We start from the raw sequence: 23,048 nt of genomic DNA on the forward strand, positions 1-23,048 counted from the left end.
GGAAATCATGTTCGAATACTTTCCGGGCAATTACATCTGGAACCTCGGCGTCGTCGCGACACTCAACAGCGGTGGTCTGATCGACGAGGTCGACCGCGCCTGCCGCCCCATCCGTGAACTCGCCGCCCAGGGCTCCGATGTCGGCACCGCCGAATTCATGGCCGCCTGGCGGGCCGTGGCCGACCGGCTCGAACAGCAGGCCGTGGAGGCGGAGAAGGCCGGCCATATGCGCACTGCCGGGCACGCGTATTTCCGCGCGTCGGTGTATGTCGCGCAGGCGGAGCGGATGCAAAGCGCCAAGGATTCGAGCCGCAATGCCGAATACCAGCGCAGTGTGGACCTGCTGCTGAAATCGTGCGCGCTGATCGACCCCGCCACCACCAAGGTCGCGATCCCCTACGAGGGCACCACTCTTCCGGCGTACTTCCACAATGCCACGGCCGACGGCTCCCCGACCCCGGTGATCATCATGTGGAACGGCCTGGATTCCACCAAGGAGATGATGGTCGGCGCCGGTATCCACCACGAACTCGCCGCCCGCGGTATCTCCACCCTCATGGTCGACTGCCCCGGCAGCGGTGAGGCGCTGCGGTTGCAGGGGCTCACCGCGCGGATCGACACCGAGGTGTGGGCCGCCGCCTGCGTCGACTGGCTCGAGGCCCGCCCCGATATCCGCAACGACCGAATCGGGCTGGCCGGCTGGTCACTCGGCGGCTACTACGTCCCGCGGGCTGCGGCCTTCGAAAAGCGTCTCGCCCTGTGCGTGGCCTGGGGCGCCAACCACAATTGGGGCGCGGTGCAGAAACGGCGGCTCGACCGCGAGGGCGAGAACCCGGTCCCGCACTACTGGGATCATGTGCTGTGGGTGTGGGGGCAGCCCGATATCCCGACCTTCATCGAATTCGCCGAGGATATCCACCTCGACGGCATCGTCGAGAAGATCACCGTGCCGTTCCTGATCGCACACGGGGAGAAGGACCGGCAGATCCGGCTCGAATACGCGCACCGCTCCTATGACCAGGCGGTCAACAGCCCCAAACGGGAACTGCGCCTCTTCACCCCGGAAGAAGGCGCGACCGAACATATCGGCCTCGACCACCTGCCGCATGTCACCACCTTCATCGCCGACTGGGTGAGCGATACCTTCACCGAACTCGACGGAGGCGCGCTGTCATGACCCCCGAAGAACTGGACCGCACCGATCCCGAGGGCGCCATCGCCGCCGCAGCCGGACGAGTATCCAACTGGGGCCGCTGGGGTCCTGACGACGTCCTGGGCACCATGAACCACCTCGACGACGCCACCCGCCGCGCCGCGGCCGGTTCGATCCGCACCGGCCGGTCCTTCTCACTGTCCCAGTCCTTCGATATGGGCGGCCCGCAGAAGGGATGGCGGCGCCGCACCAACCCCGTGCACACCATGCTCGACACCGGAACCGACGCCGTCGCCGGAAACCAGGGCTTCCCGCACGGACTCGGCGGCGCCGACGATGTCATCGCCATGCCCCTGCAGTGCTCGACCCAATGGGACGGCCTCGGCCATATCTTCGACCACGGACACGCCTGGAACGGCCGACCGGCCGACCGGGTCGTCACCAGCCTCGGCGACCAGGTCACCGGTATCGAAACCGTCGCCGACGTGATCTGCGGCCGCGGCGTCCTGCTCGATGTCGGATACACGATCGATGAAAATGGTGAACTGCCGGACGGTTTCGCGATCACCCAGGCACATCTCGAGCAGACCATCGCCGCACAGGGCAGCACCTCGCAGATATGCCGCGGCGATATCGTCGTCGTGCGCACGGGGCAACTGGCTCGCGCGCGACGTGACGGATGGGGTGAGTACGCGGGCGGGCCCGCGCCTGGACTGTCCTTCACCACCGCCGACTGGCTGCACACCACCGAGATCGCGGCAATCGCCACGGACACGTGGGGTTTCGAGGTCCGTCCCAATGAATTCGATACGGCGTTCCAGCCGCTGCACCAAGTAGCGATCCCGCAGATCGGGCTCTTTATCGGGGAGATGTGGGATCTCGATGCGCTCGCGCAGGCCTGCCGGGAAGACGGCAACTACGATTTCTTCCTCACCGCCGCCCCCATCAAGATCACTGGCGCGGTGGGCGCACCGGTGAACCCGGTCGCCGTCCGATGAGCGGCCGGCTCGCGGGAAAGATCGCGCTTATCACCGGAACCGCAGGCGGGCAGGGGTGCGCCGCGGCGTTGTTGTTCGCGGCCGAGGGCGCGATCGTGGCCGGCACCGATATCACGCCCAAGGCGCTGCCGACACAGCGGAAATGGTGCGAGCGTCAGGTGGCGTCATGGACAGCGCCCATCCGCTCGACCTGGCCGACGAAGCGGGTGTCCGCGCCTGGGTGAACGATATCGCCGAACGCCACGGCGGACTAGATATCGTCTACAACAACGCGGGCGCCACCCGCTTCGCGCCGATCACCGAAACAAGTTACGAGGACTGGTCTTTCGTCGTCCGCAACGAACTGGACACCGTCTTCTTGGTGACCAGGTCCGCGTGGCCACACCTGATCGACCGCGGCGGCGGATCGGTGCTGCTGGTCGGCTCCACCGCCGGACTCACCGGGTCGCTCACAAACACCCGCATCGCGCATACGACCACCAAAGGTGGCGTCGTCGCGATGACCGAACAGTTGGCAGCCGAGAGCGCGGCCCGCGGCATCCGCGCGAACTGCCTCAGCCCCGGGATGATCCGCACACCCGCCTCGGAAGAGAACCTGCTCGCCGCCGACCACCCGATGCGCGGTATCGCCGGCACCATCCCACTGGGCCGGATCGGCACACCGCAGGATGTTGCCCGGTGCGCTCTGACCAGGCGCAGCAGGTCGACCACGTTGGTCGGGTCCAGCAGGCGGCGCGCACTGTTGGCATCGGCCAGCTTCCGATCAATGATTCCGCGGTGCCACAACCCACTTGAAGCAGACGACAGACCGACATCGAACCAAACCACGGGACGCGACGAAGATGTCCCACTCAGCTACTACCAACGACGTACCGAAAACTGCTATAGCTCAACAGAATACAGATATCGAAAGGCCAGGAATAACCCTGTGCTATGCTGCGGCGAACCCAAAAAGCCTCCACTTGAACACGAATCGGCGTCATTGATGACGTAGATCTGTGATCAAGTCCCCTCTCGCGCACGGATCTGCAACATTTTTGTTGGGTATCGGTGCCGTGTGTGCGAGTGCACTCGCACACACGGAGGTTGACCAGTGATTCCATGCTCTGACCTGCGCCGATATGTGGCGCATCTGCCGGAAATCGGCTCTGCGGCACCCTCGGGAATGTTTGCTGGCGGGGGTGATCGACGGTGATCACGCCCGTCATCCCGCCCCAGTCACCGCTGCAGGAACTCATTCACGGCTCCCTGACCACGTAGGGCTCGCCGGAGGCCATGGCCTTGTCCTTCGCCTCCGTTCCGCAGCAGGCGCCCTCAGTGGCGACGCAGGCTGTAGCCCGAATTTCCACTGCTCCGACAACCCCTCTACCGCGACCCGTGACGATGGATGGCGCCGACATGGCTGCCTATGCATGTGGTTTCAGTGGTTTCTCAAAGGGATCAACGGGCTGACCGACGATCAAGCCGTCGTCGGAGGAGTTCCGATGGTGGCGAGGTCGCGGGCGAGTGCGGTGAACCAGTCGGCGGTGGCGACCAGTCCACCCATTCGGTGGTGGCCAATTCGAACTGATCGACCGTGTGCCACGCAGCTCGACCGGGGACCTCTTCCTCGACGACACGACTGCACCCTCCACAGAAGATGAGTCCCCGGACTCACCGGGCGGATTCATATCGCAGTTCAGAGCACCTTTCGCCATTTCAGAGCCACTGCTGGCTCATCTGGCGTGAATGGCCGAGGTCAGCGCCCTCGAGTGTGTGCCGATCGGCTCGGTTCGGCGACCCAGGCGGCGATCTGGGCGCGTCTGGTGAATCCGAGTTTGGCAAGGATGTGTTCGACGTGTCCGTCGGCGGTGCGCTGGGAGATGTGCAGGCGGGCGGCGATGGCTTTGTTGGTCAGGCCGTCTGCGACGAGGTCGGCCACCTCCCGCTCCCGAGTCGTCAGATCGGACGGAGCCGGACCGCGAGCCGCAGCCTGCGGTTGCTCGCCCAGGGCATAGCCGATCGCGGCGTCGAGATCCATTGCGGCGCCTTCGTGATAGGCGGCTTCGAAGGATCGCCGTCCGAGCGTGCGGCGGGCCGCTCGTTCGCAGTCTTCGCCATGGACCACCAAGCTCGGGAAGAAGACCGCGGAAGTGCCTGCCAGCTGCCTCATTGCGTTCGTGGCGCCCAGCAACACGGCGGCGAGCCGCGCGCTGCCGGCCTGGGCTCCCACAATCCACGCCAATGTTTCCAGGGCGTTCGTGGCCATGAGTAGGTCTTTCTGCTGCCTGATCAGTGGCAGCCACTGCCGCAGCAGGCGCAGCGCACCGTCGCGATCACCGTGGTGCCACGCGGCAACCGTCGTGCCCCACAAGGCATATGACCGATATGCGGAATCGCCATATGATTCGGTGATCGCGAGGGCCTTCTCGTGGTACGAGAGAGCTGCTGCGCTGTCTCCCTGCGATTCGTGTGTCCATCCAAGCCCGAGCAGGGCAAAGACCTGCCCGTAGACGTCGTCCTGCGCAGTGAACGACTCGAACGCGGCTTCGAGGGGTGCGCGTGCTTGCGGCGGGTCGCCGCTGCGGAGCGCATGGAGGCCAAGACCAAGATTTGCGTATGCGTGCACGATCGGGCGGTCGGTTCGTGCGGCCAGCGCCTGCACCTGTGCGACCAGTGCGGACGCCGCGGTGCGGTCGTCCTGGGCTTCGGCCACCAGGACGGCACGCCACAACCCCTTGGCGTGGACGGCGGTAGCGGTAGCGGGCCGCCTGGCGAGGGCGAGGGCGAGGTCGAGCCAGTGCCGCGCCTCGCCGACCTGGCCTCGGGAGAACCAGAACGGTTGCAACGCTGACGCCATCGACAACGCGGCGTCGGATTCCGCTTCGGTGCCGGTCAGGCAGAAGTCCAGTGCTTGGCGCAGGTTGGGTTGTTCGCGGTCGAGGCGGGCGATCCAGTCGAGTTGGCGGGGGCTGATCCAGTCGGCGTCGGCGTCCAAGGCGAGCTGCCGGTACCAGTCCAAATGTCGGCGCCGCAGGTTCGTGTACTGGCCCGCTTCATCGAGTTTGTCGAGGCCGTAGTCACGCACCGTCTCGAGCAGCCGGAACCGCACCACCGGGCCCGACTGCTCGCGGATCAGGATGGACTTGTCGACCAGGGCGGTGAGTACATCGAGCAGGTCCTCCGCTGCGAGATCGTTGCGGCACACCTGTTCGGCGGCGTCGAGTTCGAAGCTGCCGGCGAACACCGACAACTGTGCCCACACCTGTTGTTCGGCCGGGGTGCACAGCGAGTAACTCCAGTCGATGCACAACCGCAGGGTTTGCTGGCGACTCGGCGCGCTGCGGCTGCCGCGGGTCAGCAGTGCGTATCGGTCGGTGAGCCGCGCCAGGATCTGTTCTGGTGACAGTGCCCGCAGCCGGGCCGCCGCCAGCTCGATCGCCAACGGCAGCCCGTCGAGGTGGCGGCAGATCTCGGTCACCGCGGCGACATTGTCCTCGGTGAGCACAAAGCCCGGCACCGCGGCGGCGGCCCGTTCGACGAACAAGGTGACCGCGTCATAGCGGGCCGCACTTCGCAGCGAGGGCTGCCGATCCGGGTCAGGAACGGTCAGCGGCCGCACCCGCAGCACAGATTCCCCGCCGACAACGAGAGGTTCGCGGCTTGTGGCCAGGATCCGCAACTTCGGGCACGCCCGCAGCAGTGACTCGGCCACCTTCGCAGCCGTATCCACGATTTGTTCGCAATTGTCGAGCACCAGCAGCAGCTCCCGCGACGCCAGGTATTCGATCAGGACGTCGAGCACCGGCTGCCCTTGTGGGCGCAACCCTAGAGAGGCGGCGATCACGCCGGGTAGCAGCGCGCCGTCGTGCAGCTGCCCAAGTTCGACCAAGCAAACCCCGTCGGCGAATTCTCGTTGCGGGCCGGTCGCCACTCGTAACGCCAGTCGGGTCTTGCCCACCCCGCCGATCCCGGTCAACGTCACCAGCCGGGAGTTCGCCAGCAGGTTCTTGGCCTCGGCCAATTCGGTACGGCGGCCGATAAAACTTGTCAGCTCGAGGGGAAACGGTCCGCTTGCGCTAACCGACGAACCGCACGGCAAGGGCTCGCGCACCGGCGGGGGGCCGGTCGCCCGCGGAATCAAAGGAACCGGGGTGCTTTCTTGCCGCTCGGCACCCGCTGCGGCCCGTACCGCCATCTCGTCAACCGGCCACCCGCGCCCGGCCTGTAGATGCCGCAGCTGCTCGCCCAATGCCGCCGCGGAGGGCCGCTGCTCGCTAGGGCGGGCCATGGCATGTTCGATCACCGTCGAAAGGTCCTCGTCGATGCCTTGCTCGCGTAGATGAGGGACCGGCTGTGTGGTGATCCGCAGAAACTGGGCTACGACTTGTTCGCCGCTTCGCCGCTCGAACGCCGCGTGCCCGGTCAACGCGGCGAACAACGTCGCGCCGAGCCCGTAGACGTCGGCTGCGGGGGTGGGTGCCTCTCCGGCCAGTACCTCCGGCGCGGTGAATGCCGGTGAACCTGTAACCGTGCCGGTGGCGGTGTGGAATCCATCGGGGATACGGGCGATCCCGAAGTCGGTTAGTGCGGGTTCACCGTAGTCGCTGATCAGGATGTTAGTGGGTTTGACGTCGCGGTGCAGGATGCCGAGCCGGTGCGCGGCCTCGAGGGCCCCCGCGAGCTTCACACCCAGGCGCGCCGTCTCCTGCACCGACAGTGGACCGTGCCGGCGGATCCGGGCGTCGAGGGAGTCCTGCGGATAGTAGGGCATCACCAGATATGGCAGTCCGGACGCGGAGGTGCCGACCTGCAACACCCCCACGATGTTCGGGTGTCCCGTCAGCCGGCCCATCGCCCGCTGCTCCCGAACGAACCGCTGCCGGTTCCCCTCCTCCAGGGCTGCGGTGAGCACCTTGATCGCCACCGTCCGGTCCAGCGCCGCTTGGGTGCACCGATACACCACCCCGAACCCGCCGCGCCCGATCTCCTCGGCGTCGGTGAATCCTGCTTCTGCCAGTTCCGCCGTGACCGCCGGGATCACGGCGCGCTGGGTCTTGAATGGCTCGATGTCGCCCATGCGCCGGTCCTGCTCCGTGATGTTCTTCAGGATACCGCCGGTCGGCTGCGGCGGTTTTCCCCTGTGGTGATGGCTTCCTACATGACAGCCACGCCGGCGAAGGGCGCCGCTTTCGCCACGATTGGCGGCTGAAAACACTCGTGGTGACGCTGCTGGGCTGCCGTAGTACCCCCCAGACCAGTGGCAGGTCCCTATCGCTGTCTGTGCCCCGCCAGCTGCGATTTCACTACACCGGAGCGAACCGATGATCACAATTTGTACACCGCCGCCCGGGCACCTACGACGACATTGCCAAGCAGCGGGCCAGGGTGCCTGAGGGTGCCGGGCATCCGGCGCCCTCAGGCCAAATCACCACGGGCACAACCCGAGACGGCCGATAGCTGGCATCGCCGCCAGCATGCGTCAACCGATCATGCGTGACCGAAGTGCGCTCGGCGAACGGCAGTCTGTGCGAATCACGGCGTGGCAGACCGCAGTTCAGCGATGGCTCGAGGCGACGTCGACGAGGCTGCGCCGCATCGAGCTCGAGGCGCTAGCCCGCCGTGATGCTCCACGAACCGGACAAGTACGCACTTATAGTTACATACTTCGCAATGGAGACTGGCTCACTGATAGTTGGTCCCATGGGGTTTCCAGCGACCGGTTCGAGCGCCATGCGCACGGAGGCGTTACTCGACCTGACTGGTCAGAACTCGCGAGCCACTGAATCCGACCCTCGCAGCGACCGATCCTATCGGAATATTCGATTCACGCAAAAACATAGTGACATGTTCCATCCGTACCCGGTCTCGAATTTCTCCAAATTCATAACCCGAGTTCGCAAGTCGCCAGTGCAAGGCTCGCTCACCTGCGTCCGTGGCATCTGCCGGAAACACATGACACTGCCCGTCGGTGTTCGCGATCTGGCTCGCAAGCAGTGCAAGTCGGTCTGCGCGCCGCGCCGTCGCCGCAATCAAAGCACCTCTGCCAGCGAGTCTTATGGCAACCGCTCTGCCGATACCCGATGAAGCGCCTACTACCAAGACCACCTTTCCCCTGATCTCAATGCAACTCTCTCCGTTCGATAACTTGGCCGCCACCCCGTCACGGTCCGAGGAACAGTCGCTCACAGGGGAGACGTGGATTCAATCTACAGTCTTCAAAGAAATCCCATTTTAATTCTATCGTCCACCACGGGTTTCGTCGCCAATCGCGTATCAAATTACCCACCGCCGTGGTAGTGGCAACGTAGTCCAATACCACATCGGCCAGCCAGATCCGCAGGTGCACGTCACCCTCGCCCAGGGGTCGTCCTTCGGTAGTCAAGGCGAATCGCCTCCTCGAGCATACAAGAGGTCTTGAACGTTTCCGAACTATGCACTGTTGCTACCCGATTTCTTCATCGGCATAGTGACGGAATGCAATTCCCGACGGCAGCGCGTGATTTGTTGGTCAACAGCTATTTGTGCATTCAGTAGATTAGAGACTATCTCTGGCGCAGATGTCAGTCATCCTCGAACAGGATTTCGTCCGATTTGCCCCCGGCCTTGGCTGTGTCGCCCACTCGGTACACGATGCCTCGCTGCGAACTGTCGGCAAGGTCGAGCCATGCAACCGGGCCCCTTTCTCCAAGCGTAGCGGCGAAAAGGCGAATAAAACACGTCCTGAAACCTGCCTTCCAACGAGACACCAAATACCCATTGTCTGTGCCACCGCGCTGGACTCCGTGACGACCTCGCCGAAGTACTCACCCAAAGCGTCGCCAGCCAACATCAATCTCCACCTCCGCGTTGGCCACAACCATCCGGCGGGAGGTCCTACTGCAGTTCGCCGATCAAGTTGAGCAGAACAAGGCTCGGCGCGACGCCAACTTGGACGTGGTCTTCCTGTGTCGGCACTTCGTCGGTGAGCGTCGCCCGGCACTGTCGAAACCATCTCGGTCGTTTTGCCGGTATGTGGATGACATCGTCCATAACCCGAGCGTTGTCAGATCGTGGGACCTTTCGTGCTACGCCTATAGCGGCAGAGCTGGTACGACTGGTTCAACGGCACCCACGCGTCAGGCTAAATATCGTGCGCTGCGGTCTTTTTCGACGGAAGCCTCGGTGGTCATCACGGCTGCACGCTGTCGAGCTGCACCGCCGTAGCCGCGACCTCGGCGAGTTGCTCCGGCCTCACGAAACCGGGACCGTCACAGCAACTGCTTGATGCAAGAGAACAAGATCGCCGGTCGCAGCCAACGGCCCACTCGTCGTCTATTTCCAGGCTACGGCGGTACTCCTCGGAGTCGCATACACCTCCGATCAATGTCTATTCACGGGTGCTGCTGTATCCATATAGTTTTCTCCCGCGACCATTGGTCGAACGCGCGCAACGATTTCTCGGCACCGCCGTATCCGGACTGTTTCCATCCCCCGAACGGCACGGTGAGGTCCCCCTCACTATAAGAACCAACGGAGACGAGTCCAGCTTCGATGCCGCGCGCGAGGACAAGCGCATCGTCGAGGCGGCGGGTCCATACCGACGCGGCGAGCCCGTAGTCAACGTCGTTGGCCAGCATGATGGCTTCGTCGTGGGTACGAAATCGTTGCACAGTAACGACGGGTCCGAATACTTCGGTGCGGGTGATCGCGGTCCCGGCGGGTACATCGGTCAGCACCGTGGGTGCGATGTAGCGACCACCTGCGACGACGGGGATTTCCCGACCACCGACGGCGATGGTGGCACCGTCGGCGGTGGCCTGGATGATCGTCGCGAGAATCCGGTCGGCCGCGACGTCATTGATCACTGGACCGATCTTCGTCGTGGGGTCGGCGGGGTGCCCGACCTGCAGCGCGTCGGCAGCGGCGGTGAGGGAGGCGACGACCTCATCGTGAATTCGCTCGTGCACCAGGATACGAGAACCAGCAGTGCAATTCTGGCCTGCGGTCAGGAATGCAGCCTCGATCATGCCCTCGAGGAGGGCGGTGCCGAAGTCGAGTGCGTCGTCGAGCAGGATCTGCGGGCTTTTGCCGCCGAGTTCGAGACTGACCCGTTTCAGGTTGGATTGGGCAGCGGCGGTGAGGATATTGCGGCCGGTGGCCGTGGATCCTGTGAACGAAAGTGCTCCTACATGCGGGTCCGAGGCCAACGCTGCGCCGGTCACAGGGCCGGTACCAGGAAGGACGCGAAGGATACCGTCGGGGATTCCTGCTTCTGTGGCCAGAGCGGAGACGTGCTGAGCGGAGCGGGGGGTGGCGTCGGCGGGTTTCAAGATCAGTGCGTTGCCCACTGCGAGGGCTGGCCCGATCTTCCATGCGGCCATCGCGAGAGGATAGTTCCAGGGCAGGATCGCCGCAGTCACTCCGTAAGGTTCGCGTTCGGTGAAGGCGAGCACGTCTCTACCGGTGGTAGAGGTTCGTCCATAGCGTTTATCGAGTGCTTCGGCGAACCAACGGATGGATTCGATGGCGCTGGGGACATCCCCGGTGATGCATTCGGTGATCGGTTTCCCGGCGTCTTCACTGTCGAGTGTCGCGAGCAAGTGCGCGTCTCGCTCCATCAACGTAGCAAGTCGAAGCAGGGCTGCGGCCCGTTCTCGCGGCGGCAGTGCCGACCAGACACCACTGCGGTATGTGTCGCGTGCTGCAGTCGTGTGCTCGAAAACCTCGGCGGGCGTTGTCTGTTCGACTGCGCCGAGAACGGAGCCATCTGCAGGGTTGGTCAACGTCATGGTCGTCACGAGCTCACCGGTTCCTCGACTAGTTCCAGCCGCCCGTCGCGGCGCATGACCAGCCCGTCGTGTTCGAGTCGAGCGAGGTAGCGGGCCACGCCTTTTTCCCCGCGGCGGCGGAACAGTGTCATCAACCGGGGCAGCAGGTTGGGGACCAGCATTGCCACCCGGACGAGCAGCGATTCGGAGACGCGGGGATAGATCTCGAGGCGGGGACGGTCCAGCAGCCGCATCATGGCGTGCGCGACCGCTTCCGGTGGCTGGGGCGAGTCCTGGAATTGCAGCGAGTTGCCGCCGTCGATCGCCTCTTGGCGCAGCATGCGGGTGTCGGTGGCCGAGGGCAGCACTGACCCGACGGTGATGCCCTTCGCCGCCAGATCCAGGCCGATCGCGAGCATCGCGCCGCGCAAACCGAACTTCGACGCGGTGTAGAGCGGGGTCTCGCCGAGCGGGAAGATCCCGCCGAGCGATACCGTTGTCACCACGCGCGGATCAGCGGAGTTGCGTAGCAGGGGAAGCGCCAAACGGGTGAGTATCAGTGGGGAGAGCAGATTGACGTTCAGTTCGAGGCGGATGCTGTCGACGCTGCGCTCGTCGAACCGTTCGGCGCTGGTCATTCCCACGTTGTTGATCAGCACGTCGATTCGTCCGTAGTCGACCTCGATGCGGTCCAGCAGCGCGGCGACCTGGGCTTCGTCGGTGAGGTCGCAGGCGTATCCGCGATGCCCGGACCCGGGCAGCGCGGCAGCGACGGCGTCTGCGCGGTCACCGCGGATGTCGATGACGGCGATCGACGCCCCCAGCCGCGCGGCGGGCCGGATGAACGCAGCGGCGATGCCACCGGCTCCGCCGGTGATGGCGATGACCTTGCCGCGGTAGTCGAAACTCATGCCGACACCTGCACCGGGGTCTGGGTCGGCGCCGGGGAGGTCAGCGACCATCCGCAGGTGCGGGCGAGTTTGCGGATGAAGCGGACGTAGGCGTCGGCGTCGACGTAGCCGGTGTGGCGCGGGGAGGCATCGAAACGCAGCCCGTTGGAGAGGTCGGGACGGTCGGTGCTGATGCGCTGCGCGAACGCCTCGGCACGCGCCGGGTTGTGACCCCTGTCGTCGAGGAATCCGGCGATCATGTGCGCCTGCTGGTCGAACAGTTGGTAAGCGCCGGAGTTGGTTTCGATGAACCCCACCCCGAACAGGCCGGGGTGTTCCCGGGAGAAACAGTTCAGATATAGGTCGGGGTGCTGCTCGTTGCCGAAGTACTGCTGCGCCACCGGAATCCGGTGCCGGTAGCCGGTAGCGAAAAGCACCAGGTCGAACTCGTCGCTGCCGCCGTCGGTGAACCGCACTGTCCGACCATCGGTGCTCTCGATGCCGGGACGGGCGACGAGGTCGCCGTGCTGCAGGTGGTGCAGCAGCATCGAGTTGATCACCGGGTGGGTTTCGAACAGTTTGTGGTCAGGCTTCTGCAGCCCGATGCGGGTGGGGTCGCCGTTGAACAGGCGCAGTATCGGCTGCAGGATCGCCCGCTCGAGCCGTTTGGGCAGGAACGAGCCTTTCCCGCCGAACACGTCCGACGGCACACCGAAGACGTGCTTGGGTATGAACCAGTAGCCGCGGCGCAGGCTGATCGCGGTGTAGTCGGCGTTGCGGGCGGCGTCGCAGGCGATATCGCAACCGGAGTTGCCGCCACCGACGACCAGGACCCGTTTGCCCACGAACTCACTCGGGCTGCGGTAGCTGCTGCTGTGGCGCACCTCCCCGGTGAACGAACCCGGCAACTCCGGGAGGTTGGGGAACCATTGCGACCCGGTGCACACGATCACCGCGTCATGACGGGTGCTGCTGCCGTCGGCGCGGACGACGACCCAATTGTCGCCGTCGCGGTGCACATCGGCGACCTCGACCCCGAACTCGATGCGCTCGCTCAGTCCGTAGGCGTCGGCGAAGGACTGCAGATACGCCAGGATCTGCCGGTGGCCCGGGTAGTCGGGATAGGCCTCGGGCATCGGGTATCCGCTGAATCCCGACACGGTCTTGCTCGAGATGAAATGGGCCGTTTCGTACATGGGGCCGCCCGGATTCTCGATGTCCCACAACCCGCCGACATCGGTGTGGCGTTCGAGGTGGGTGTAGTCGATGTTTCGCTCGCGTAGTGCGCGAGCGACTGCCAAACCTGCTGGTCCGGCACCGATGATGCAGATAGAAACAGTCATGGGAGAGCTCCTTGAAAGACGAGTTCACCGATGTTAGGCAGCCCAGCGGGTATGTCGGCGGACATGAACAGCCATCTGTCCGGACCTCAACGGCCAACCCAACTGGCCGATCTGGGGTCGGTGTTTACTCGCCTATGGCGCGTTGGCGCAGATCCCCGGGAGCGATCCCGAACCAGCGCTTCACCGCCCGCCGCAGCGACCGGTCGTCGGTGTATCCGATCTCTGCCGCGATATCGGCGAACGACAGATCCGCGCGGGTGATAAGCCGCGCGGTCAACCGGCGGCGCACCTCGTCGAGCACATCGGAATAGGAGGCATCGACATCGGCCAGCCGCCGCCGAAGTGTCCGCTCACTCATCGCGAGCATCCGCGCATGCGCACCCAGCGGCCGCACGTCCGGCAGCGCGGCCTCGACCTGCGCCGACAACGCGGCCACGAGTTCTTGCCGGTCGACGGTCTGTTCCGCCGCCACGGCGAGGAGCGCCGTAGCATCGGCCAGAGTCCACGGATCCCAGGTGTCCAGCGCTCGCCGCCACTGCTGCGAGCACAGCAACCACGCATTGCGGGGGCCGCCGAACACGACTGGTGCGTCGAAGCACGCTTGGAACGGTGCCGGGTCAGCTGGCTCGGGCCGGGCGAACTCGACCCGCACCGGACGGATCGAGGCATCAGCAGACTCGCGAACCATCCGCGTGATGTTGGCGAACCCCTCCTCGACCAGGAACCGGTCGACCGGTGCCGCGTCGTCGAGCACGATGGTGACCACCGCAAGCAGATCCCCTTCTCTCACCGTCGACCAGCGCATCATCGACCCGGCCAGGTTCTGGTAGCGCACTCCGATGTCGATCGCGTCGGCGAGCGTCGGGCTCGACATCATCGCCAGCCCCAGGACCCCGGACGCGGTGATCGGCTGGCGGGCACCCACTTCCAACCCCAACGCCGGCCTAGGGAGTCTGTCCAGCGCCGCTTCGATGATCACCCGGCCCTGCCGATACGACACCCGAAGCCCCGGTGCGTCGAGGGTCTCCCGCGACAACCCGGCGTCGTGGATCGCGCGATCCAACGACACCCCGTGCTCGTCGGCGACCCGCAGCAGATACCGGATGATGTTCGGCGCGATCGTCGCCGACGACACCAGCCGTACCGAAGATCCCTGCACGGCTCCACTGTAAGCACGCCCGACCCGTACTTTCACGAGCTGCTGTCGCGGGTATCGGTGCACACCCGCCGCCCCCGATTGTTCGCGACGGTGAGTGAGTGACCTGCGCCCGCGTTCGCGCGGTCACCGCACCGGCACCACCTCTGGACAGACTGTGCCGCGCACGGCAATTCGCGTTGCTTCGCACCCGTTACAGCAACGCTCCAGCAGGTCCCGCCGTCGTTGAAATCGTCTCGCGAAAGCCCAGGACAACCGATTACACCGCGCCGGGTCGCACGCGGCCCAACCATTGACTCCCGCATCTGATGTTTTTCTAAATAGGTTGCCGTACAGGCACATTCATGACACCTGAGCGTCCGGTCCTATGTGATGGGTTGGCGATCGTCGCATTACCTTTCCCCGGCCGACCCGAGACGGGACATTCAGCATTCGACGACGTTGACCGCAAGTCCGGCGAGGCTGGTCTCCTTGTATTTGTGCGACATGTCCAGGCCGGTCTGGCGCATCGTCTCGATCGCGGTGTCGAGGGAGACGCGATGTGCTCCGGTGCCGCGAAGGGCCAGACGCGCCGCGGTGACCGCGGTAGACGACGCGACCGCGTTGCGTTCGATGCAGGGAATCTGCACCAGCCCGCCGACCGGGTCGCAGGTCAGCCCGAGATGGTGCTCGATCGCGATCTCCGCAGCGTTTTCGACCTGCGGCGGTGAGCCGCCCAGCACCGCACACAGCCCGGCCGCGGCCATCGCGCACGCGGCACCGACCTCGGCCTGACAGCCGCCCTCTGCACCGGAGATCGAAGCATTGGCTTTGACCAGCGCACCGATAGCGGTGGCCGTCAGCAGGTAGTCCTCGACGCCATCGACGTCGGCGCCAGGAATGAATCGCAGGTAGTAGTGGGCGACGGCAGGCACGATGCCTGCCGCGCCATTGGTCGGTGCGGTGACCACACGTCCGCCCGCCGCGTTCTCCTCGTTCACCGCCAACGCGAACGCCAGCAGCCAGTCTCCGCGGCAGTCGTCGTGATCGTCCGACGCGCTGTCGAGCGCTCTTTTCAGCTCGCCTGCCCGCCGGACAGTACCCAGGCCGCCCGGCAACGTCCCCTCGGCCGACAGCCCTGCCGACACGCACGCCACCATCGCAGCCCAGATGCGTTGCAACGACTCACGCATCCCGGCCTCACCGTGGATGGCCGCCTCGTTGCGGCGGGCCACCTCGCTGATGGAGCAGCCTTCGGTGGCGCAGATGTCGAGCAACTGCTCGGCGGTGTCGAACGGCAAAGGCTGATCCACGCCGCCGGTCGACACCTGCTCGCCTTCCCGGCGGATGAATCCGCCACCGATCGAATAGTAGGTTTCCGCAGCGAGCGGGCGGCCCCCGTCGCCGGCCCACGCGGTGAGGGCGAGGGCATTGGGATGTGCGGGCAGGCGGGTACGAGCCTGGAACACGATGTCGCCAGGTGTGAAGGTGATCTCGTGCACCCCCGCGAGCAGGCAGCGTGAGTCCACACGCAGCGACGACCACCGCCCTCGCACTCGGTCGGGATCACAGTCTTCGGGGGTGAGACCGCTGAGGCCCGCGACGACCGCGTCCGGTGTGCCGTGACCGACGCCGGTGGCCGCCAGCGACCCGTACAACGTACATGCCACCTTCGTGACCTGACTCAGCACACCACGGTCGAGCAAGTCTTGGGTGAACGCGCGCGCGGCGCGCATCGGGCCAACGGTGTGCGAGCTGGAGGGACCGATTCCGATCGTGAACAGTTCAGACACAGAAATGTATGCCGACATTTCCTTCCTCTGTCAGAGATACTCGTGGTGCCTCTTTGCAGGCACAGAATCTGTTGCGCGGCAGCGTGTTTCACCTCACCCGCGCGACCGCCATGACCGAAATGCCGCCGAGCACTGTCACTGCGGCGGCCCCGATCCACAGCAGCGGGAAACCGCCGACTGCGATCAATCCGGCTCCCACCAGCGGCCCCAGGGCCTGCGGGATGGCCATCGCGATGTTCATGATTCCCAGTTCTTGCCCGTTGTGTTCGGCGTCGGGGAGCACGTCGGCGGCCAGCGCCTGATCGATGGCCATGAACGAGCCGTATCCCGCGCCGAGGACAGCGGCGGCGATCGTGGCGCCCCACAGATTGCCCAGGCACAAAATCACCGCAGCAGAGATCGCTTGCATGATCGCGGCGACCAGGACGAACGGCTTGCGTCGTTGCAGACGGTCCGAGCACCAGCCACTGAATATCGACGCGGCGATCGCGGCACCCATGTAACCGACCGACAGCACAACCATCGACTCTTCGGCATCGGCGACCTTCAATCCGAATTGCAGGTAGTAGAAGGTCAGCGCGGTGCCCAGGGCATTGCCGAGGTTGACCAGCACCCGCCCGATCAGCGTCCAGCGGAAGTCGTGATCGCCGAGCAGATGCATCGCCGACCAGCGGGCCCGCGCCACAGCCGACACCGCAGGGTCGGGGGTCGTCAACACGAACGGCACCACCAGCGCCAGCAGCAGGCACACGATCAGCCAGTAGGACTGCGCCACATTCAGCGCGAAGAACGCCACGAGCGACACCCCCAGGACCGGAGCCAGCCCCTGGGGAGTCGAGATCCAGCTCGACACCACCCCCCGTTGGCTGCGCGGCACCTGGTCCCCGATCAGCGCCGTCAGCGCGGAAGACGCCGCACTGAACCCGATCATCGCCAGAGACCAGCAGACGGTGACGCCTGCGATGCTCGTCTGCGTGCTCAACCCGGCCAGCGACCCCGCCAACAGCAGACACCCGCCCACGATCCACGGCCGTCGACGACCGAATCTGCTGGTGGTGCGGTCACTGAGCGCACCGGCCGCGGGAAAGGCAACGGCCGAACAGACTGCCGATATCCCGGATATCACACCGAAATCGGTGACACTGGATCGCCAGTTGTCCCCCCGCAGCGCATCACCGATCCCGATGCTGTCGTTCACCTGCTGCGGCAACACCAGCTGAAATACCGTCAGCTGGGCCAACCACATTCCCAGCCATGCCAGACCGAACAGGCCGATCCAGCGAACAGGCACCGGTCGCGTCGAATCCCCTTTCACCGATTCTGTGCCAGCAGCCACCTCCAGAACGCCATCAGCAAGTGGCGAGGGATGGGTATCGAAATTCTTCATCAACGGGTTCTCTCAGCCTGAAATGGTCACTGAATCAACGCAACAGGCTCATGCCCGACACATTCTGATGTCGCCCTGACTCGCAACGCCTGCCCGTCGATCCAGGCCGTACCGACAACACACTGATCATGTCGAACATAACGCCATTCCTCTTCATAACCCTGACCGCGAACAGGAAAGACCCGTTACTGGACGACATCTGGAGAATTCGATGCAGATCGATCACGCGACCGATTACGCTTTCCGCCGCAGAGCTAATCAGATGTCCGACCGCCCCACACAGGGGGCATACAGACAATTAGGGGGGCAAAGACGACATTCAATCACGTTCCCGGATGACCATCCTGCACAAAGCGTCTTGCGACAGTCGACGATCGTGTCTTTCATCGAAATACCCGGCCCGCCGTCGCATACCGGGGATGGTGAAACGGTGCGCATCGCTCACCCCTTCTCACAGGTCACCACACCAGGGTCGCCTCGGTCGTATTCAGCTCCGGCCCCGGCAGCGCCCCGCGGCCACCGGCAAGGCGGTGGCCGCGGGGCCACCGAGCCGACGGTGACCGGTGTCTCCGCTATGCCGGCGTCGCCGCGGCTCGCTGGGCGCTCGGCGTCGTCCCGGTCCAGCGCAGGTACGCGCGGCGGAACTCGCGGCTGTCACTGAACCCGACCTCACCAGCAATCGATCCGATCGGCAGAGTCGTGTCGCGCAGTAGTGTGGTGGCCCGTTGCAGGCGCACCCGGTCGCGGATATCGCCGAACCGCACACCGGCCTGCGCCAGTCTCCGGTGCAGCGTTCTCTCGCTGATTGCCAGCCGGTCGGCGACCAGCCCCATCGTGACCGGTCGGCGAAGGTGCTCGCGCAGGACGCCCTCGACCGCGGCGACGATGTCGGGACGGTGCTCCAGGGGCTGGGCAAGATGCTTCACGGCCTCGACGGCCAACTCCAACTGCGCGGGGTTGGGCGATGGTAGCGGCCGTTCGAGCAACCCGGCATCGAGGTACACCCGGCTCACCTCGGCGTTGAAATACACCGGGCATCGAAAGAACCGGTAGTAGGCATCGGCGTAAGCCGGACGCTCGTAGGCGAATTCCAACCGCACGGGCACCACATCGGCACCGAACGCCGACCGCAGCAAGGTGACGATGGCACTGCATCCCTCTTCGCACAAAAATGCCCGCAGCTCCAGGTCCGGGCTGCGCTCACCTAGCCGAATCGCGAACTCGTCTCGCCCGTACTCGATCTCGTAATCCATGATGCTGCCCGAGGCTTGATGCCAGCTCATTGCCACCAGCACGGCGTCTGCGACGGTCGCGCTGGCCAGCATCGCGAATCCCAGCAGCCCCCAGTTCGTGAGCACGTCACGGCTGCCGACATGGATCCCGACCGGCCCCGGGGGCAAGGACCGCAGCGCACGCTTGAGGATCGTCGCGATCTGCCGGTAGGACAGCCGGGTCTCCGGGAGTTGCAGGTGCCCGGGCGACACCGCCGTACCCGCGAACCACGAATCGGTGTTCAGACGCCATTTCTCGGCGACCTCGAGCAGACCTACGATCGCGACCGGCGGTATCTTCGCATCCTGCAGATCACAGTCGTATGTGATCAGATTATTCACATCATTCATGAGATAAATCGGCTTCCCAACGGCGAAAACCTCGCCTACTGGTCGAATGACCAGTTGAGTGTATACCCGCAGACGCACCCTGTTCCAGCAGTTGCCATATTTTTGCGGTCGCCGCCTTCACCCGACCCCCCAGCCCCGTATACCTCCCACGCCCCAGCGGCGGCAAAGTGGAGGTGTCAGTCAATCAAACGTGCCGATCCGGAGAGCTCGATGCGTACTGGTGCACCGACACGAGCGGCAGTCAGCGCCGTCCCCCGCCTCTGCGGCGTCGGCGGTGTGGCGCTGCTCTCGATCACGAACGACAGCCACACCCAGGAACATCATCGCCGGCAGCGACCGTTGGTGCGGCCGGCATCGATTATCCGACGGGGCAGGCCACCGAGGCGCGCCGTTGCCAGCGCCCCGGTGGCGACCATGGATGGGCCGCACGCATGCCCGCCGCACGAGTCCAGCCCGTACTTCCGCACAGACATGACACTCGCGAGTCGACTGGCCGTGTGGAATCGGGGTGGGATCACGCCGGTGCTGGAACGCCGACCTCGCCGTTTGTCTGGGGATGGGTGGCCGACGCTGGTTCCGGATTCGCCCGCGCACGCAGATGTTCCGCGAACACGGCGGCGGCGACCGCGCCGATGATGGCGAGCACGAGCAGTGTCACCGAGACCCAAAACTCTGGTCGTAGAGGGTGATGTCGCAGCGGATGATGGCTCGTCGCGCGAAGGTCATCGGGGAGATGTCCTTGAAGGGACGAAACACTGGTGGGGTGGTCCCCAACCGAATGCAGTGGGAATTCCTCACTTGACGGTACTTGCCCCCTTTGCTGTCCGGACTGCCACCCCGTGGGAATAGTCGAGACGATCAGGTGTGCCATTCCTGGACCGTTGTCTTCTGGGCGTTTCACGCCGAATGACGCGCGCAGTCAGAATTTCGACTCGGTATTGTCGAAGTGCTTGGCCATCACATCGATCATCTCGAAAATCGTGTGTTCGTCGAGGGAAATTCGACGGTACTCGACCATGCAATCCGATATCGCGAGGATCAGCACCGCAGTACGGGTCGAGACATCAGCGAGCGCCTCGGAATCGGTGCCGTGGTTGAGGACCTCGGCGAGGTGTTCGACCTGCTCGTCGGTGCACTTGCGCGCCAGATTCGGGTCGAGCCGCGAGACACGGTTCACCAGCTCGTCGTAGACATCCCAGGGCAACGGATCGAGGCGATACGCGTGAACGATCCGTTTCAGCACCTGCCCGGCCGTGGGTGTGGATTCGGAGAAATCGTAGTCGAGCAACGCGTTTCGTATACGTTCCCGAGCCGCGTGCTCGAAGATCGAAATCAGGAGCTTCTCCATCGAGGCGAAGAAGTGGTGCACCATGCCCAGCGAGGTGCCCGCCTCTTGTGCGATCTTCCGGGCCGTGGTCGAGTCGATTCCTTCGCGCGCAACCACTCGCATACCGGCGGCGATGAACTTCGCTCGACCAACCTCCGGGAACGCTCTTCTCATGAATCCCCTCCAGCGCGCCAAGCGGAAAAAGAACGGGCGACGGCACCGGGAATCACCGCCGCCACGGGACGCCTGTCAGTGCATCAGTTCAAGGAATTGCAGCCCAGGGCTTTCCCGGACAAAACGGGGGAATTCACGACAATCTCCCTCTGCCGACCAGTGTCGGCGAAGGGAGATCGTGGGTTCGCGATCGTATGTCCGGAGCAACTTCGTCGATGCTCCGGCAGTCCGCGGGACGTGCACGAGTAACTGATGCACACCGTCCGGCCGAGCATCGCTGTCACTGATGCTCGGCCGGGATATCAGGCTGGTCGCGGGAGGCGGACGGTCAGGAGGCCGCCGGGGCGATAGGGGTCGGTGCGCTGATTTCTCCGGCAGCGTGCAGGGTGTTGTAGGCCTGGATCAACCCGGCGATCCCGGCCGGAACGCCGACGACGACACCGCCAATGATCGGTCCGAGAGCGGCGCCCAGTCCAAGACCGGGAATGCAACCACCGATCAGAAGAACGACCGCACCGACGACGCAGCCACCGATCAGGCCGACGACACCACCGATCATGCTGCCCGCGGTGACCCCCAGCATGAACTCGTTACCGGCCTGGTTGAGGGCGTTCTGAATATCGGCGTCAGCGTCGATGCTGCGCGCCGCGACCGGCGACGCGTCGGGGATGACGGCCTCGGGCAACGCCGCCGCCGAGACGTCGAATGTCTCGGGTGCCTGGTTCGGGACCAACGCCGCCACGGGGGCGGCCGGTGCCGCGGACGCAGCGGGGTCGAGGACCTGTGTCACAGACCCCGGGGCCGGTGCCGCGCTCGCTGTTGCGCTTTCGGCCGCCAAGGTGGTGATTACTGCTGCTGCCACGAGAACAGCGATCCGGGCCCGGCTTGTGTGTCGCATTGAATTTCTCCCTCACATGGATTTCCGGTGATATTGATGGCGGGTCATCGAATGACAGGTTCAGAGGCGATTCCGGTGCCGTTCCTCACCGGTGCGGCCTTTCTCCGAAAGTGCGGTCCAATTCCGGCGCCGGTCATCGTTCTTTTCTGTTCCGCGCATCAAAGCAGCCCTCACGCGCACGGGAGAAGGGGATTCTCCGCCAACATGGTGGGCAGATCAGACGCCGCAGGCACACCCCGCCGTGCTCGCGCGCCGTGCTCGACTGTGGTAGCTCCAGCGCCGAGGCGGTGCGCGTGACCAGCGCAGGTCGAGCCGGTGGTGATCGGTTCGAGCCCAGCGTGCCGGCACGGGGCATGTGCGAAGTCATCTGTGCAGCAAGATGTTTCGCTGTGAATTAGTGCGCAACGGACACGGCTGGGTGATTCTGCCTGGCGTCGGTATCGGCGACGATGTCGCCTGCGCCGCGCTGAGCGCAGCACCGCTCCACGAATCTGAGATCCAACGCCAGGTCTCCCTCGCGATCTCACGTCCTCGCCTCCATTCCGCGTCAGCCGAATTCGTCGCCGGAGGAGCTGACCGGACAAGTGCGCTCTGCCGTGGAGGACTGCAGATGGCCTTCCGCCCAGTTGGCCGGGTCATTGGTCAGCGGTCAGAGTTAGACCACCCTTCAACCAGCAATTTCGCCCACCCCACAACACGTTTGAAGCAGACAACCCCGCAGCCGAACCAACGACAGATCCCGACGCCAACCTCTCCCATTCAGCTACTTTCACCGAACTACTGAAAACTATTGCAAATCAATAGAATTGAGACCACGCGACATGATCAACCCGCCTGTGCTACAGTCTGGCGACGCACAATAGAAGTACTCGTGCACACATCTGCACCAATATTGTTGCCTCCGTGTGATCAAGTCCCCTCTCGCGCATTACTCGAGCACCGATTTGCGTCAGATATGACGCAAATCGGTGTTCGACCACCTCCTCGCGCACGTTGCCCCGCGCTCGGGCGGTCAGATGTGGCCAGGCGGAACACCGAAGCCGCTCGCAGCACACATTTCCGTCACCGATGACACCTCCGTGTGCGCGAGTAGAAGTTCGCTCGCCCCTCTAACACAAGGGAACGGCACAACTGAGAGATCCCTCGCACTCCCTCGGCCACACGGGCGGTTCCGGCATGGCCGTGTCGCCAGTCACTCGCATCAGCATCCTGGTTTGCCCTGCGCACGGAACGTGTCCGCCAACTCCGCGCCACCACCGCAGCGGTCGAATACGGCTGACCGGAGCTGAATTCGCTCATCTCCTGTTCCCGAATGCCATCCGGTGACGAGCATGGTCACGGGCGACGAAGACGGGCGTTCCGGCCGTAGATTCCTCCGAATTCCTCCAGCTGGATCGACACCGAGCCGCCGAACCGCGGCCGGTTCGTGCGGCCGGTTCGTGCAGGATGGCTTGATCGTCACCGGTACCAGCGCCCTGCTGGGGCTGTACTCGTCGACGCCGTTGGCAAGCCATCGTTCTCGATCTGGTCCAGTCTGTTGCGTTGCCGGACCACAAGGCTGGTCTAAAGCCCTGGTTTCGGCCGCCGCGCGCACGGTGT

General features: G+C 64.7%; 17 protein-coding genes. 4 read left to right on the plus strand and 13 right to left on the minus strand.

The window, feature by feature from the left end:
- Positions 1-7: 7 nt before the first annotated feature.
- The 4 genes from ACFYOW_RS25000 to ACFYOW_RS25015 are packed head-to-tail and all read left to right on the plus strand — an operon-like array spanning position 8 to position 3,145.
- Positions 8-1,177 carry an alpha/beta hydrolase family protein gene (locus ACFYOW_RS25000; protein ID WP_387291720.1) on the plus strand — a complete coding sequence of 390 codons (1,170 nt, stop codon included), beginning with the start codon at positions 8-10 and terminating at the stop codon, positions 1,175-1,177.
- Complete coding sequence (locus ACFYOW_RS25005) at positions 1,174-2,151, plus strand: cyclase family protein (protein WP_387291722.1); 978 nt, start codon at positions 1,174-1,176, stop codon at positions 2,149-2,151. Before ACFYOW_RS25000 ends, ACFYOW_RS25005 begins: the two co-directional genes overlap by 4 nt.
- Positions 2,148-2,375 (plus strand): hypothetical protein, encoded by a 228-nt coding sequence (locus ACFYOW_RS25010; protein WP_387291724.1) that lies wholly within the window; start codon positions 2,148-2,150, stop codon positions 2,373-2,375. Before ACFYOW_RS25005 ends, ACFYOW_RS25010 begins: the two co-directional genes overlap by 4 nt.
- The gene (locus ACFYOW_RS25015) at positions 2,318-3,145 is read left to right on the plus strand and encodes an SDR family NAD(P)-dependent oxidoreductase (RefSeq protein WP_387291726.1); all 828 of its coding nucleotides are present in this window, start codon (positions 2,318-2,320) and stop codon (positions 3,143-3,145) included. The genes ACFYOW_RS25010 and ACFYOW_RS25015 overlap by 58 nt, the downstream gene beginning before the upstream one ends.
- A gap of 744 nt (positions 3,146-3,889) precedes the next feature.
- Here ACFYOW_RS25015 and ACFYOW_RS25020 read toward each other — a convergent pair.
- The 13 genes from ACFYOW_RS25020 to ACFYOW_RS25080 all read right to left on the minus strand — a co-directional run bounded on the left by ACFYOW_RS25020 (position 3,890) and on the right by ACFYOW_RS25080 (position 21,413).
- Entirely contained in the window at positions 3,890-7,210 is a 3,321-nt protein-coding gene (locus tag ACFYOW_RS25020; protein ID WP_387291728.1) for a protein kinase, read from the minus strand.
- 668 nt (positions 7,211-7,878) lie between these two features.
- Entirely contained in the window at positions 7,879-8,319 is a 441-nt protein-coding gene (locus ACFYOW_RS25025; RefSeq protein ID WP_387291730.1) for an SDR family NAD(P)-dependent oxidoreductase, read from the minus strand.
- Between the two features lie 687 nt (positions 8,320-9,006).
- The gene (locus ACFYOW_RS25030; protein WP_387291732.1) at positions 9,007-9,162 is read right to left on the minus strand and encodes a hypothetical protein; all 156 of its coding nucleotides are present in this window, start codon (positions 9,160-9,162) and stop codon (positions 9,007-9,009) included.
- A gap of 341 nt (positions 9,163-9,503) precedes the next feature.
- Positions 9,504-10,901 (minus strand): aldehyde dehydrogenase family protein, encoded by a 1,398-nt coding sequence (locus tag ACFYOW_RS25035; protein ID WP_387292399.1) that lies wholly within the window; start codon positions 10,899-10,901, stop codon positions 9,504-9,506.
- 5 nt (positions 10,902-10,906) lie between these two features.
- Positions 10,907-11,791 carry an SDR family NAD(P)-dependent oxidoreductase gene (locus tag ACFYOW_RS25040; RefSeq protein ID WP_387291734.1) on the minus strand — a complete coding sequence of 295 codons (885 nt, stop codon included), beginning with the start codon at positions 11,789-11,791 and terminating at the stop codon, positions 10,907-10,909.
- Complete coding sequence (locus ACFYOW_RS25045) at positions 11,788-13,113, minus strand: flavin-containing monooxygenase (RefSeq protein ID WP_387291736.1); 1,326 nt, start codon at positions 13,111-13,113, stop codon at positions 11,788-11,790. Before ACFYOW_RS25045 ends, ACFYOW_RS25040 begins: the two co-directional genes overlap by 4 nt.
- Before the next feature lie 124 nt (positions 13,114-13,237).
- Positions 13,238-14,272 (minus strand): AraC family transcriptional regulator, encoded by a 1,035-nt coding sequence (locus ACFYOW_RS25050; protein WP_387291738.1) that lies wholly within the window; start codon positions 14,270-14,272, stop codon positions 13,238-13,240.
- Between the two features lie 422 nt (positions 14,273-14,694).
- Complete coding sequence (locus tag ACFYOW_RS25055; protein WP_387291739.1) at positions 14,695-16,059, minus strand: L-serine ammonia-lyase; 1,365 nt, start codon at positions 16,057-16,059, stop codon at positions 14,695-14,697.
- 70 nt (positions 16,060-16,129) lie between these two features.
- A complete protein-coding gene (locus ACFYOW_RS25060) occupies positions 16,130-17,332 on the minus strand; it encodes an MFS transporter (RefSeq protein ID WP_387291740.1) in 1,203 nt (400 codons plus the stop codon).
- A 668-nt stretch (positions 17,333-18,000) separates the two neighbouring features.
- Entirely contained in the window at positions 18,001-19,050 is a 1,050-nt protein-coding gene (locus ACFYOW_RS25065) for an AraC family transcriptional regulator ligand-binding domain-containing protein (protein WP_387291742.1), read from the minus strand.
- Between the two features lie 514 nt (positions 19,051-19,564).
- On the minus strand, positions 19,565-19,708 hold the full coding sequence (locus ACFYOW_RS25070) for a hypothetical protein (protein ID WP_387291744.1): 144 nt from the start codon (positions 19,706-19,708) through the stop codon (positions 19,565-19,567).
- Positions 19,709-19,969: 261 nt separating this feature from the next.
- Complete coding sequence (locus ACFYOW_RS25075; RefSeq protein WP_387291745.1) at positions 19,970-20,551, minus strand: TetR/AcrR family transcriptional regulator; 582 nt, start codon at positions 20,549-20,551, stop codon at positions 19,970-19,972.
- A gap of 328 nt (positions 20,552-20,879) precedes the next feature.
- Complete coding sequence (locus tag ACFYOW_RS25080; protein WP_387291747.1) at positions 20,880-21,413, minus strand: hypothetical protein; 534 nt, start codon at positions 21,411-21,413, stop codon at positions 20,880-20,882.
- Positions 21,414-23,048 lie beyond the last annotated feature (1,635 nt).

This window comes from Nocardia sp. NPDC006982, from assembly GCF_042869435.1.
Classification (GTDB): Bacteria; Actinomycetota; Actinomycetes; order Mycobacteriales; family Mycobacteriaceae; genus Nocardia.